Annotated in this window: 13 protein-coding genes; 6 read left to right on the top strand and 7 right to left on the bottom strand. The window is 42.6% G+C overall.

Annotated features, from left to right (window positions below):
* Both B4J23_RS13570 and B4J23_RS13565 read left to right on the top strand, forming a co-directional pair.
* Positions 1-907: LPS-assembly protein LptD (locus B4J23_RS13570; RefSeq protein WP_291361341.1), on the top strand; the 907-nt coding region annotated here is incomplete at its 5' end.
* Complete coding sequence (locus B4J23_RS13565; RefSeq protein ID WP_291361339.1) at positions 907-2,214, top strand: peptidylprolyl isomerase; 1,308 nt, start codon at positions 907-909, stop codon at positions 2,212-2,214. The genes B4J23_RS13570 and B4J23_RS13565, both read left to right, overlap by 1 nt.
* Positions 2,215-2,317: 103 nt before the next feature.
* Here the strand turns inward: B4J23_RS13565 and hfq are convergent, their stop codons facing one another.
* The 4 genes from hfq to tsaE form a co-directional block, all read right to left on the bottom strand.
* The gene (gene hfq / locus B4J23_RS13560; protein WP_291361337.1) at positions 2,318-2,842 is read right to left on the bottom strand and encodes an RNA chaperone Hfq; all 525 of its coding nucleotides are present in this window, start codon (positions 2,840-2,842) and stop codon (positions 2,318-2,320) included.
* A gap of 91 nt (positions 2,843-2,933) precedes the next feature.
* Positions 2,934-3,878 (bottom strand): tRNA (adenosine(37)-N6)-dimethylallyltransferase MiaA, encoded by a 945-nt coding sequence (gene miaA / locus B4J23_RS13555; protein WP_291361335.1) that lies wholly within the window; start codon positions 3,876-3,878, stop codon positions 2,934-2,936.
* A gap of 6 nt (positions 3,879-3,884) precedes the next feature.
* Positions 3,885-5,855 carry a DNA mismatch repair endonuclease MutL gene (gene mutL / locus B4J23_RS13550; protein ID WP_291361333.1) on the bottom strand — a complete coding sequence of 657 codons (1,971 nt, stop codon included), beginning with the start codon at positions 5,853-5,855 and terminating at the stop codon, positions 3,885-3,887.
* Positions 5,848-6,324: a tRNA (adenosine(37)-N6)-threonylcarbamoyltransferase complex ATPase subunit type 1 TsaE gene (tsaE, locus tag B4J23_RS13545; protein ID WP_291361332.1), complete on the bottom strand. Its 477-nt coding sequence runs from the start codon at positions 6,322-6,324 to the stop codon at positions 5,848-5,850. The genes mutL and tsaE overlap by 8 nt, the downstream gene beginning before the upstream one ends.
* Positions 6,325-6,453: 129 nt before the next feature.
* Here tsaE and B4J23_RS13540 point away from each other — a divergent pair, with 129 nt between their 5' ends.
* The 3 genes from B4J23_RS13540 to B4J23_RS13530 all read left to right on the top strand — a co-directional run bounded on the left by B4J23_RS13540 (position 6,454) and on the right by B4J23_RS13530 (position 8,366).
* On the top strand, positions 6,454-7,362 hold the full coding sequence (locus B4J23_RS13540; protein WP_262738055.1) for an RluA family pseudouridine synthase: 909 nt from the start codon (positions 6,454-6,456) through the stop codon (positions 7,360-7,362).
* 113 nt (positions 7,363-7,475) lie between these two features.
* The gene (locus tag B4J23_RS13535; protein WP_262736465.1) at positions 7,476-7,823 is read left to right on the top strand and encodes a type II toxin-antitoxin system RelB/DinJ family antitoxin; all 348 of its coding nucleotides are present in this window, start codon (positions 7,476-7,478) and stop codon (positions 7,821-7,823) included.
* Between the two features lie 99 nt (positions 7,824-7,922).
* Positions 7,923-8,366: a GNAT family N-acetyltransferase gene (locus B4J23_RS13530; protein WP_004784033.1), complete on the top strand. Its 444-nt coding sequence runs from the start codon at positions 7,923-7,925 to the stop codon at positions 8,364-8,366.
* 10 nt (positions 8,367-8,376) lie between these two features.
* On the opposite strand, the gene B4J23_RS13525 is transcribed toward B4J23_RS13530, so the two are convergent.
* Positions 8,377-9,084 carry a pseudouridine synthase gene (locus tag B4J23_RS13525; RefSeq protein ID WP_262736464.1) on the bottom strand — a complete coding sequence of 236 codons (708 nt, stop codon included), beginning with the start codon at positions 9,082-9,084 and terminating at the stop codon, positions 8,377-8,379.
* A gap of 137 nt (positions 9,085-9,221) precedes the next feature.
* Here B4J23_RS13525 and B4J23_RS13520 point away from each other — a divergent pair, with 137 nt between their 5' ends.
* A complete protein-coding gene (locus tag B4J23_RS13520; RefSeq protein WP_125279042.1) occupies positions 9,222-9,674 on the top strand; it encodes a DUF441 domain-containing protein in 453 nt (150 codons plus the stop codon).
* A gap of 209 nt (positions 9,675-9,883) precedes the next feature.
* Here B4J23_RS13520 and B4J23_RS13515 read toward each other — a convergent pair whose 3' ends face one another.
* Together B4J23_RS13515 and B4J23_RS13510 are read right to left on the bottom strand one after the other, a co-directional pair.
* Positions 9,884-11,599, bottom strand: a complete 1,716-nt coding sequence (locus B4J23_RS13515) for an AAA family ATPase (RefSeq protein ID WP_159124012.1) — start codon at positions 11,597-11,599, stop codon at positions 9,884-9,886.
* An 87-nt stretch (positions 11,600-11,686) separates the two neighbouring features.
* On the bottom strand, positions 11,687-13,521 hold a 1,835-nt coding region (locus tag B4J23_RS13510), incomplete at its 5' end, for a hypothetical protein (RefSeq protein WP_291361326.1).

Genomic DNA, 13,521 nt, shown 5'->3' with positions numbered 1-13,521 from the left:
TCAAACCAGCTCATCAAGTGAAAATCATTCTATCGTAGTGCCACAATTTACGCTGGACACCGGTTTAATTTTTGAAAAAGATGGTCGCTATTTACAGACCTTGACGCCTCGCCTGTTTTACGCTTATTCACCGTATGAAAATCAGCGCAATCAGCCAAACTTTGACTCTGTCGTAGCCTCAATTAATTATGACCAATTATTTAGTGCACGCCGCTTCTATGGTAATGACCGCTTAGAAGACAATAACTTCGCTTCTTTAGGTCTTAGTTACAGTTTATTTAATGAAGAAGGTTTAGAGCGATTACGCGCCAGTGTGGGACAAAGTTTCTTCTTTGAAGATCGCCGTGTCACATTAGATCGTGAAGCAGATAAATTTGACCGTGAAAGCCATACTGGTCCAGTTATTCAGCTTAGAAGTCAGTTAAACAAAAACGTGCATGTCAACCTAAATTCTAGCTGGATGTCGAATGGCTCCAATGCCCAGCGTGATGTACAGGTTTATTATACGGGCGATCAGGGCAATCTATATAACGTAGGCTATTTCTATCGTAAAGATATTCCAAACCGCCAGGAAAGTTATGATCAGGTGGTTGGCTCATTTATCCAGCCAATTGCCAATAACTGGCGTCTGGTCGGCCATGCGCAATTTGACCTGGATAATAGTGTCGCACGTGAATATTTACTTGGCGTAAACTATGAGTCATGCTGTTGGGGAGTATCTGTCTATGGCCGCTCATACTACAATGACTTAGACGATATCAATGACCCAGATGTGAAAGCGAAACGTGCAGTAATGGCTGAAGTAACGCTTAAAGGTCTTGGCGGGTTAAGCAACAAGCTAACCTCATTACTAGAAAATCGTATTCTAGGTTTTAACAATATCAATCAAACTTGGACAGAACGTTAATGAAGACAAAACAGTTAAAACAAATTTTTAAAGCGACCGCACTTGCGCTATGTCTTTCTTCAGCGATGACGACTTTTGCTGTTGCCCAACCTAAAGATGAAGTTGTAGCTGTTGTCGACAATAGTGCTATTCTGCGTAGTGATCTGGCACAAAGCGTTGCTGAAATTTCTCACCAGTTACAAAAGCAAAACAAGCCTGTTCCACCGCAACCTTATCTTGAACAACAAGCACTTGAACAGCTAATTGTACGTCAGGCTCAACTGGAACAGGTCAAACGCTACAATATCCGTCCAGATGAAAAATCTTTAAATGAAGCAGTGCTTAAAGTAGCACGTGAGTCAGGCTCTCCTAGCTTGGAAGCTTTCCAGCAAAAACTAGATGCTATCGCGCCGAATACGTATGCCTCTTTACGTAACCGTATTGCTGAAGATCTGGCACTTAGCCGTTTACGCCAACAAGCAGTAAATTCACGTATCCAGATCAGTGATCAGGATGTGAAAAACTTCCTGAATACACCGCAAGGTCAAGCTCTGTTAGGCAGCCAGGTACATGTTCTGCATTTACGTATAACCGGAGAAAATGCTCAACAGATTGCTGCGCAAGTAAGAAATGATTTAAGCAGCAGCAATGATATTCAGGCGATCAGCAAAAAATATTCAACTGGCGATATTAGAGTAGATGCGTCTGATATGGGCGTGCGAAATTTATCAGAAATCCCAGGCGAACTCGCTGCACGTGTTTCTACTTTGCAAGCGGGTCAAACATCTGAACTGATTCCTGCGGCAGATGGCGTGCATGTCCTGAAACTTTTAGAGCGTAAAGGTGGTGAGCAGAAAGCATTGGTTCCTCAGTACCAGACCCGTCATATTCTGATTCAAACATCAGAAGTGGTTAGCCCGGAAAATGCTAAACAGATGATTGATAGCTTATATACGCGTCTTAAGCAAGGTGAAGATTTTGCAGTATTGGCGTCTACTTTCTCTAATGACACAGGTTCAGCACGTGATGGCGGAAGTTTAGGCTGGGTCAGCCCAGGTGTCATGGTACCTGAATTTGAACAGCGTATGAAAAGTACGCCAGTGGGTCAGATTAGTGAACCGTTCCAGTCACAATTTGGCTGGCATATCCTGCAAGTGACCGATACACGTCAGCAAGATATGACTCAGGAATATCAGGAACGTATGGCACGCCAGATCCTGGGTGAACGCCAGTTTGATGCTGAGCTAGATAGCTGGTTACGTGAAACCCGTAGCAATGCCTATGTAGAAATCAAAGATCCTCAGCTAGATCCTAAACGCGCTCGTTAATTTAAGAAAAGAAAGCCAGTATAATGCTGGCTTTTTTTAATGGCTCAATTTTTTAAGCAATAAAAAAGCCTCTTATTAAGAGGCTTTTTTATTTCAGATCCGATTAACGATTGTTTTCGTCGTCAGAAGAATCTTCAAATTTTGAATCGTTGTCAAAACCAGCGCCTTGACCACCAAAACCAGCACCTTGACCACCAAAACCAGCACCTTGACCACCGAAGCCACCTTGACTACCGAAGCCACCTTGACTACCGAAGCCACCTTGACTACCGAAGCCAGCGCCTTGACCGCCGAAGCCACTTTGACCGCCGAAGCCACCTTGACCGCCGAAGCCACCAGCAGCGCCTTGACCACCGAAGCCACCTGCGCCGCCTTGACCACCGAAGCCAGCACCTTGTGGACCAGCAGGAGCACCAGCTGGACGAGGGTTACGTGCAGGTACAACTGTAGAAATCGCGTGTTTGTAAACCATTTGGCTTACTGTATTTTTTAATAATACAACGTATTGGTCAAAAGACTCGATGTGACCTTGTAATTTGATACCGTTTACCAGGAAGATAGAAACTGGAATACGTTCCTTACGGAGAGAATTCAAGAATGGATCTTGTAAAGTTTGACCTTTAGACATGTTATAACTCCAAAAATTTAAAAATCAGCGCAAAAAACTATCTCTATTTTTCAATTAAAAATTATAAAAAAGATAGTACTCAAATTTTGCTTTATCCGTGACAGTTTCGCAAGTCTTCTTGGGCCTGCTCGAGCGTAAAATATGTTGTAAATTTATGCTTTTCTTGCAAAGATCTCAACCAGGTATATTGACGTTTGGCAAGTTGTCGTGTCGCAAATAAAGCCTTATCCTCCATTTCCCGTTGTTTTTCATGACTTAGGTCACCTTTTTTTAAGAATTCTATGGCTTGGCGGTAACCTACTGAACGCATTGAGGGTAAATTTTCGTCAAAATCGTATTTTCCAATTAATCCTTTAACTTCATTTAAAAATCCGTTTTTCCACATAATTTCAAGACGTTTTTCAATACGTTTGTGCAATTCTAACCGATCGGGCATTAAGGCATAATTATGGAAACTGTAACGATATGGTAAATTTTTTGGTTGTTCTGCTTGTAGTTTTGTAATCGGCTCACCTGTTAGCTTAAAAACCTCTAAAGCACGGATAATTCGCTGTTTATCACTGACTTTAAATTTCTGGCCTGCTAAAGGATCTACCTGACATAATTCAGCATACACCGCTTCCCACCCTTCACGAGCGGCTTTCTCTTCAATCTGGGCACGCACCGCATAATCTGCACTTGGTAAATTATCAGACAAGCCTTCAAGTAAGGCCTTAAAATACAGCATGGTGCCACCCACCAAAATTGGTGTTTTACCACGCGCATGAATATCATCAATCAGACGGCAAGCATCTTCGACAAAGTTTGCTGCAGAATAGACTTCGAGCGGGCTAATAATATCAATCAGATGATGCGGATAGCGCCCTAATTCCTCTTTAGATGGCTTCGCTGTACCAATGTCCATTTCCCGATAAACTAGCGCAGAATCGACAGAAATCAGCTCAAAATGACCTTGCTCGTATAGTTCACATGCCAAAGCAGTTTTACCGCTTGCAGTTGGTCCCATTAAATTGATGACCGGCAGTTGATTAGACATGTAAGGCTACTCTCCTCGAGCGAAAAGTTTATCAAGTTGAGACAATGGAAATGCTCGCCAGGTTGGACGACCATGATTACATTGGCTCGCAAATTCAGTTTGTTCCATCTGGCGCAGCAAAGCGTTCATTTCTGACAGACTCAACATTCGATGTGCACGTACTGCACCATGACAGGCCATACCTGCAAGAATCTGGTCACGTTTCTGCATTAAACCCTGTCCCTGATCATTAGGATCCAGATCATTCAATAATTCAGGGATCAAGGCATCAAAATCAGCCTTATGTAAAATAGCCGGTACGCCCCGTACAATGACCTGTTCATCACCATACTGGTCAATTTCCAGGCCTAAACGAGCGAGTTGATCTTTGAGTTCGTCAACACGCATGGCTTGCATACGACTAATGCTCACCACTTTAGGAATCAGCAATTGCTGGGATATCCAGAATTCCGGTTTATCCCAAGCCATTTTCATCTGTTGCAGCAGAATACGCTCATGCGCCGCATGCATATCTACGATGATTAAGCCTTCGGTATTTTGCGCTAGTATATAAATACCATGCAGCTGGGCGATCGCAATCCCCAAAGGATGCTCATCCACTTTACTGTGTAAATGTGACTGCAATGCATCCGATGCTGAAGTATTGGTTTCCGGTTCAGTTTCTCTTAAAGGCGCGAGATAACTTTTCAAGGCATTATTCAGCTGCTGTGAACCCGAATATGACTTATTGTAATCCTGCGCATAATACATAGTTTGTGGACCTGATGACTCGAAATCCGTTAACACATCAGAAGCTTCTTCTTCATGCTGACGATACGGAGATGTGACTGGAATAACCGGTTGAGTGGCTACGGACTGATGCAGGCTAAACTGCTCTTGATAGCGCGGCTGAGGTGTTATCGCAACAGCTTCAGACTCAGGTTTCATCGCCTCAGCCAGATCAGCGCTCGCAGTCTGGAATTGTGCTAGGGTTTCCTTGGCATAATGTCGTACAAATTCATGTACTTCACGCTGGTTCAGAAAACGAATTTCATGTTTGGTTGGATGCACATTGACATCGATGCTTTCTGGATCGATTTCCAGAAACAGTAAATAAGCGGCATGCTGATGGCCATGCAGAATACCATCATAAGCCATACGCAAAGCGTGCGAAATAGTCTTATCTTTAACGATCCGGCCATTCACATAGACATACTGCAAATCGGCTTGAGCCCGTGCATCCGAAGGATGTCCGAGCCAGCCTGATAAACGCATATTGATACTGTCTGCATCAATCCAGTAAGCATTTTCAGTAAACTGACGGCCAAGTAATTGTTGCACACGTTGAAAACGCAAAGCTCCACTATCTGCAACCGGCAAATTCAGCTTGATCGTTTGGTTATGTTCCAATACAAAGCGAATATCGAAATGCGTTAAAGCCATACGGCGAACAATTTCTTCGATATGTCCAAATTCAGTGCCGGGCTTTTTCAGGAATTTGCGCCGCGCCGGGACATTGAAGAATAAATCCTGCACCCGGATCTGGGTACCTTTGGATGCCGCGACAGGTTGAATCTCCTGATGATCAAAAGCCGTACCGTTCACTTCAACCTGATAGCCAATGCCATCTTCATTCTGGCTACTGGTTAAAGTCAGACGAGACACTGCGGCAATCGAGGCCAGCGCTTCACCACGAAAGCCCAAACTGGTAATCGCATGCAGCTCTTCAGCCGTTTGAATCTTACTGGTCGCGTGACGCATCACGGCTAGTGGCAAATCCTCATAATGAATGCCTCGGCCATTGTCAATGATTTCAATCAGCGTACTGCCGCCCTGTTCCACCCGGATGATCAGCTCGGTCGCACCTGCATCAATCGAGTTTTCCAGCAACTCCTTGACCACAGATGCAGGACGTTCAATCACCTCACCTGCGGCAATCTGATTCGCCAGCGCAGGATCAAGTGCACGGATACGGCGTATGCTTAAATCATCAACCATTTGGGAATTCACGCTCCAAAGCTTGCTGTAATGCCAGATTAGAAGAAATCAGACTTGCAGTACGGGTCAGCTCATCTTCTGATTTTAAAATTTCAATAATTAAATCGGCTTGCGGGATTTCATCACCCCCCTTAGAAGGCCATTCAAATAGAAATAGCGCATTGGGAGTTTCTAAATAATCCCGGATTCCCATCAATTCAAGTTCATAAGGGTCATTGAGACGATATAAATCAAAATGAAAGATATCCTGACCATTCACCTGATACGGTTCCACCAGCGTATAAGTCGGACTTTTTACTGAGCCTTTATGACCGAGTTGTTGTAAGTAATAACGCGTCAGCGTGGTTTTCCCCGCACCCAAGTCACCAATCAGATATATAACGCCCGAAGAAAAATTATTTGCCAGAACTTTGGCCAGATTTTGGGTGTCATCTTCATGTTCTAAAGTGACATTAAATGAATGAGGCATATTACTCACGACATGATGAAAAAGAATAATTATGATAGCATCGCAACGCTTTAAAAGCCTATTCACCTCTGTGAGAAACTGTATTTTTTCACAGCATCCGTTTCAGACCAGAGATAGATCCACGTTGTGATGACTTCGACTGTTGAATTTAGCCCACCCATGCTGAATGGGGTTACGGCAAGTAAAGTATTCCTGCAAGCGACAGCTGATTCACCCAAGACAGTCTATTCCTATCTCTGTGCACAATTTCCACATATTGAGTCGAGCGAATGGCAATCCCGTTTCGATAATGGTCTGGTTTATGATGCTCAGGGTAATACCTTAAGCATCGAAAGTTCTTTTCAAGCGAATACTCATTGTTTTTACTATCGTTTTTTGGCACACGAAGTGCATATTCCTTTTCAGCATCAGATTCTGTTTGAGAATGAACATCTGCTGGTCGTTGATAAACCGCATTTTCTGACCATGAGTCCTACTGGGCAATATGTACAGGAAACCTTGCTGGTACGCCTAAAACAGCAAACCGGAAATGAACATCTCACTCCAATTCATCGCTTAGATCGTGAAACGGCAGGTGTGGTGCTGATTTCAAAATGTGTGCAATCGCGTGGCGTTTATCAGCAAATGTTTGCGACTCGGCAGGTACAAAAAACCTATCATGCGATTGCGGCTTATCGTGATGATTTAAGTTTTCCGCTCATCACAAAGCTGAAAATGGAGAAAGGCCAGCCCTTTTATACCATGCAGGTGGTAGAAGGAGAGCCTAATAGCGAAACCGAAATTCAATTGCTGCAACATGATCAGCAATGGGGCAAATATGAGCTAAAACCGCATACAGGAAAGCAGCATCAGTTAAGGGTACACTTAAGTCATTTGGGGATTCCGATCCAGAATGATCCTTTTTATCCACAGGTTTCCCATAAGGCGGATGATGATTTTTCTGCACCTTTACAGCTACTAGCCAAACACATTCAGTTTACGGATCCAGTTACCCAAAAGCAGATGCAATTTAGTTCTGAACTTGAATTGACACTGTAAATCTCTTGTCATTACAGATTATTTTCTAAAAACGGCAACTTGAGGATTGAAATCCCGAAGTTATCGATTAGAATAAGGCGAAAAGTTAAGTAATTTAAAGCTTTGAAAATATTATGAGAAAAACTGAAGTTTATCAAATTCGCCTGGATTCCCAAGAAAAGAAACAGGCATTTGCAGTATTTAAACAATTGGGGATTACGCCGGCTCAGGCAGTTCGTCTTTTTTTTAAACAGGTGGTTCTGACCAAATCAATCCCCTTCTCGATTGAAAATCAGAATATTAATCTGGAACAGCTGATCAAGTTACGCAAGCAGAAACAGAATGAACTAAAGTCAGAGCAAAGCTCAAGTCCAAGTACTACAGCGATTCCAGCAGATCATCAGGAAATGAATCTGGATGATGATCATTTTGATTTATTTGAAGAACTGAATGCCATTTTAGGTGAAAGCGACAAAATTTAACATTGTTGCATTTACGAACAATTCTTAAGTTTCTCTCCTTTCAAACTTCGCTATGCTTGATGTTAATGATAAATAATAAAATTAACATGGAGTAAGCCGATGATCGTGCGACGCGCCCAGTCAGAAGATCTACCTAACCTGGCCGTTTTATTTGATGAGTACCGTCAATTTTATGGTACTTCTTCCAATCTGGATTTATCTTACGAGTTTCTGAAACAGCGTTTTGAAGATGGTCAAACTGTCATTTTTATCAATACCAAGGATGATATTTTTACCGGATTTATTCTGCTGTATTTAAGATTTTCCTCAGTCGCATGTTCTACTTATTATGTGCTGGACGATGTCTATATTAGCCCGCCTTATCGCCGGCATGGTGCAGCCAAGCAACTGATTGACACTGCTATCTTGTTTGCCCGACATGAAAATGCGCTTCGAATCAGCCTGGAAACGCAAAAAACCAATTATCAGTCACATAAACTTTATGAGTCACTTGGATTTATTCAGGACAATGAATTCGTGACTTTCCATTGTTTCCTGAAATAAATCCCAGACTTTATTCGGTACGGAATTTTGCCTGTGCCACTTGTTCTGCGTCCAGATAGGTCCATTCCCCTATTGCCAGTTCATTCAAGGCCAATGCACCAATCTGGGCACGATGCAGCTGCTCCACTTTATTGCCCACAGCTGCCAGCATACGTTTCACCTGATGATAAACCCCTTGATGAATCGTCATTTGCAGACGATTTTCATCCAGACGGACAATATCTGTAGCAGCAAAGGTGCCTTTTTCATTTCTCAATTCCACACCCTGTTCAAGCTGTTGAATCTGCTCATCTGTTACGGGATCGGCAGTAGTCATCTGATAGACTTTCGCCACATGTTTCTTAGGATGGGTCAACGCTTGTAAAAACTGACCATCATCCGTCAGCAATAAAAGTCCGGTGGTATCCTGATCGAGACGACCTACACATTGAGTTCCACGGTTTAACAGGATGTCATCAAACAGATCAAATACACTAAAATGATGGGTAGCCTGATGTGAGCATTCATAATCTTGAGGCTTGTTGAGTGCAATATATACTTTTTCCCGATAGCGATACTCATGACCATAGACACTAAAGGTCAGATCTTTCAGATTCAGCTTATGCTTGGGGTTATCAATGATTTTATTCTGAATCGAAACAGCACCATTTTTAATCAGTTGCTGACAATGTTTTCGTGAACCGAAACCTTGTGATTGCAACATTTTTTCCAATAGCATCTGTCTGAACCTGTTTATACGAACGATAGGCGCATTCTATACTGAAAACTAGCCAGATTCATTTCTTGTAGAGCATTCTCCCTTTAAATGGCTAAAAAGCCTATAATCCTGTGACTTTTCATTTTTTCTATCTCCGCATGTCCCAACTTGATCTGAATCTGCTTGTTCTTCTGGTTTTATTGGCTTGTGGTATCTTTAGTCATAATACTGCTGTGACCATTGCTGCGGCCGTGTTGATCGTCCTGAAAATTACACCTTTAAATGACCTCTTACCTTATGTGCAGCAACATGGCCTAAATATCGGGATTATTATTTTAACCATTGGCGTATTGGCTCCAATTGCTAGCGGGAAAATTCCCGGTGACAGTATTCTGAAATCATTCCTGAGCTGGAAATCTTTACTGGCAATTGCAATCGGTCTATTTGTTGCCTGGCTTGGTGGACGTGGGGTGAAACTGATGTCGAGTCAGCCTGATGTCGTTGCAGGTCTATTAATTGGTACGGTGGCAGGTGTAGCAGTTCTTCGTGGTGTCCCAGTCGGGCCATTAATTGCAGCTGGGATTTTATCGTTATTGATTGGAACGCAATAAGCCTTTAACCATGACTGTGCAATATTCTTAAAAATTAACATTCTAAAATTATGAACTGCAAAGTATTAAATCGCATGATCAGCGACATGGATGTCGCTCGTTGGATTGAGGTACAGGATGTACCTTCAATCCAACAAAAGATTTTTGTTACTTTTGATCTTTCAAAAGTAAAAGCTCACGTTAAATACTAAAATTTAAAAACCCAAATTTTATTCCACAAACAGCAAGGCCAAACGCACCTGATCATAACCCATACGTGGGCTGGTCAGTTCCACGATCGGACGTAATTTAATACTGCCGTCATCATTAAAATGATCTGAGTTTTGACGTTTGGTCAAGCGTTTATAAATCTTGCGGACTTGTTCAACAACTTCTTCACCCGGATGAGCCACTGAGATATCCAGCCCTTGCTCCTTATGCAAACGCCCCAGATGGTTAATGATAGTGGCAGGTGTCAAGCCACGTTCAGTTGCAATATCGGAAATCTCATAACCTTCTTCAAACAATTCACGGGTTTCATCCAAGGTTGCAGTCGCGTAGTTTTGCTTACCACCATTTTTGGCAATTTTCTTCTCATTGCGCTGGATCTCGACTTCGTTCAAAGTGCCACCACAATGACGAATAAAGGCCTTATGCTGTACAGTCAAATCTACATTTTCAAAATTCGCTTCTGCTTCATCTGACAGTTCCTGAAAACGGCGATCAGCCTTAATGGCAAGACTATCCAGTTCCAGAGCCTGTTCATTAAAGCCTTTTAAGCGTAGACCATTTAAACTTTTTAAACGGGATAATGCTACATAGCCCTGACCTTTTTCAAAGGTATGGCTCAGGTCAATCTCAGCAGCTTCTAGCGTCATGCCTTGAGACTTATGGATGGTGATTGCCCAAGCCAGACGTAGTGGAATCTGCTGGAAACTGGCAATGGTTTTGCCTGCTTCATTATCTACCGACCAGGTTTCAGGCTCTACAATTAATGTAGTTCCATCTGTCAGTTTGACCTTTGGTAGAATGCCATGCTCATCATCATCTTCAAAGCCGATCACTTCACCCAAGCTGCCGTTGATATAACCCATATCAAAGTTATTTTTCACGAACATGACCTTGGCATGTTTTTTCAGGGTTAAGGCTTCGGGTGCTCGGACTGAAGACTTTAAGGTTTCAATCAGTTTTTCATTACCATCACATTGCGCATCAAACTGGCGGGGATCCTGATCAATTTCATTAAGATGCTTAAAGTTAATGCTGTCGACATCCATATTGTGGGTATAGAGACGTGTATAGGTATCGCCAATGTCCTGCTGACGTGTGGCCTGTAGTGCTGAACGATGTTCAGGTGAAATGGCCTGCGCACGAATGGCATTCAAAATATCATTCAGGTAGTCATTACCCTGACGATGCTGTTCAGTTAAATAACAGACGCGGAACTTGGCTTCAACCCAGGCATCCGACATAAAACAGAATTTATCGCGGTTACGTTCATCATTTTTTCCAACAGGCGGTAACTGGAAAAAGTCTCCTGCAACAATGACTTGAATCCCGCCAAAAGCTTCATCGCTTTCCTTGAAATATTTCAGCACCTGATTGACCAGATTGAGCTGCTTGGCATGCAGCATGGAAATTTCATCAATAATTAGGACTTGCGCATTTTCCAAGTGTTCTTTCAGGTATTTACGCTCTTTCATGCGCTTCAGGTCTTCTTCAGACAAAAAGTCTTTGATCCCGATTCCGGCCCAGGTATGAATGGTCATACCATTCATATGCGTTGCCGCAATACCAGTCGATGCAGTAATCGCGACCGATACCTTACGGGCTTTCAGATAATTGATATATTGATTAAGCGTATAAGTTTTCCCTGCACCCGCAGAACCGGTTAAAAAGACATTTTCCCCTGCTTTTAAGAGCTTAAGTGCAGTTTCCTGTTTCATAAAAGAGATACCGTAAAAGAACGGCTATAGCCTAACGATTTTTGCCGGAAAAGTTAAGCTTCACGGACAGAAAAGCATTGAATCAGATCAAGCTTGCAGGTTTAACCAGTTAATAAAATGCTGGGCAATATTGATATATTCAACTTCCGCTTTTTGATTATTTGGATACTCAAGCTGGTCAAAAATGACTTGGTCATTCTGCAACTGACAGCCTAAAATCAAAGGTAATTTAATGGCAGGATGTGACATGCGAAAGGCCACATATTCACCTTCGACTATACGCTGTGCATAACTTGCAGCCAGACAGTTCCGGAATATTCTGGCCTCTTCAATAATCCGCTCTAGTGTTTTCAATTCCTCAAACCGCCAATTAAAATACAGTAGAAAATGTGCTTGTGTGAGCGGCCTCCAGCTGGCTAGAGCAAAGTCTTTTTTGAGCTTGGCAATAATCTCTTGCTTCTGAATTTGCTCATGCCAGGCAACTGCCTGCATAAATAAACTGGTCCAGCTTAAATTCTTAGGCACTTCTGTTTGAGTAGAAAAATACTCCGGCAGATAATCGCGGATATAACCGTCAAAACAGGATTCCCGCACATGCCGGGCGTGTAAATAAAAACGCTTCCTGAACTCTACAAATGGAATCTGGTTACGTTGTAGCACGTTATAAAAATTACGGTCTTGCTGAGTTTGAGGCCGAATATAAGCCAACACATCCTCAGGCAAATCACAGGTAATCTTATACAGATGCTGCATATAAGCTTGCATCACTCGGCTTAAGTTGGCATAGACCCTTTTAGTTATCTGATCATCCATTGCCACTACATCCCGCAATAATCCGATCCATTCATCCAGATATAAAATCGATGGACTAATCGCAATACGATGATCCTCAATACCCTGACGCGTCCCTTTGAGAACAACTGTTCGATTCAGCTCATGCTCAAACCAGCAATGCTGAAGAGCATATTGATGAACATCATCAATAAACAGACGTGCTGCGATATATTGAAAATATTGCAAGGTAGCTAAAACAATCTGCGGATGAACATGATGCGTATCGATAAAGCTTAAAGCTGTTGCCGCCACCCGCACACTGCTATGTTGAATATTGCTGCTCAGCCAATCCAAAATTTCCGCAGGCTGTTTAAATAACCAGTTCACTACCCGATGACAGTCAAATAAAGGAAGTTTGGCGACTTTTTTCTGCCATAAATAAGGATTATTTTCCAGAAAATTGCGTTTGGATAGCAGATCACTCCGATGCCAGCTATCACGATTCATCAGCCGTACAAAGCCCAGTAGATGACTTTGCTCTTCGGCATGCCGATACAGCAAACGGATATCGTCAATATGGTCATTCAGCTCATGCAGATTGAACCGGTTTTCAAAGGATAAGGAGATAATCCGGAAAGTCGCTGGGTGCAGAAACTCGGGCGCACTGAAACAGAATGCATCCAGACTGTCCATCACTGACTGAATCGATAGAAACTCATCTGGCTGCAAATATTGCAAGGAAAAGATTTGCTGTAGCTGTTTTAAAACATGCGCCGGAATCTCATGTCCACTTTGAAGACAATTACTGATACAAGGCTGAGTATAAACTTCGGCTTTAATCATAAAGGAGTCGATGATTTCAGCTTGCACAGGCGACATCTGTTTTAAGCAATTAGCAACTCGGTCAGGCGCATTAACCCATATATAGACTTGATCAATAATAAGTTGACGGAGCTGTTTGGCTTTATCACGTAAAAACAGGGAGTGCTGGGGCTTTAAATCGCCAGTCAGAAAGTAAATATCCTGAAAGAAAAATTCTTCCAAAGCGTCTGCTTTAGCCAGCCTGGAATCAATCTGCATTTCTGCTAAGGCATGAGGACCTTCCGGATTTAAATCTTGAGGTGTATATAGTTGGATATTTAATAAGC

The sequence above is a fragment of the Acinetobacter sp. UBA3025 genome, from assembly GCF_002367915.1.
Classification (GTDB): Bacteria; Pseudomonadota; Gammaproteobacteria; order Pseudomonadales; family Moraxellaceae; genus Acinetobacter.
The sequence above is the reverse complement of the archived record's forward strand: the minus strand, read 5'-3'. Positions and strand labels throughout refer to the sequence as shown.